Genomic DNA, 509 nt, shown 5'->3' on the forward strand with positions numbered 1-509 from the left:
ACAGCCTTGCCACGCATTTTCGCCTGGCCATAAACGAACGAAGGTTCAGTACCTACAGGAAGATGCAGCTGCATGCGCACGCGCTCATACGCCTGCTCACCCTTCATGACTTCTGCCTTAGGTGCAAAGAATGCACCTGTGGTAACATCATGAATCGAGACCTCGTTCTTGGTGTAAATCTCCGTCAGAACAGGATCACCGCTCATCAATGCCAATGAACGTAGCTCTGCCTGGTTAAGATCGATTTCGCCGAAGATCTTGCCTTCACCTGCAACAAACTGCGACCGAATCATCTCACCGCGAGGTTGGTTTAGCAGATTAGGTGCTGCACCTGCAAGACGTCCTGTTTGTGTGCCGATAAGCTTGAAGTCCGCATGCACTCGCCCATCAGCGCGCATATGTCCAGGCTTAATCTTGCCCGTTTTAGGATTCGGGAAGTCGATTAGATTCGTGACATACGTACCCCGTGCCTTGATACGCTCACGGTAGTCAAGCAACAGGCTAACGAT

General features: G+C 51.3%; 1 protein-coding gene. It reads right to left on the bottom strand.

Annotated features, from left to right (window positions below):
- Positions 1 to 509, bottom strand: a 509-nt coding sequence (locus tag VJI94_RS07960; RefSeq protein ID WP_324008957.1) for a DNA polymerase, incomplete at both ends; no start/stop codon positions are given.

Origin of the sequence: Parvimonas sp. D9, assembly GCF_035282565.1 — a bacterium.
Classification (GTDB): Bacteria; Bacillota; Clostridia; order Tissierellales; family Peptoniphilaceae; genus Parvimonas; species Parvimonas micra.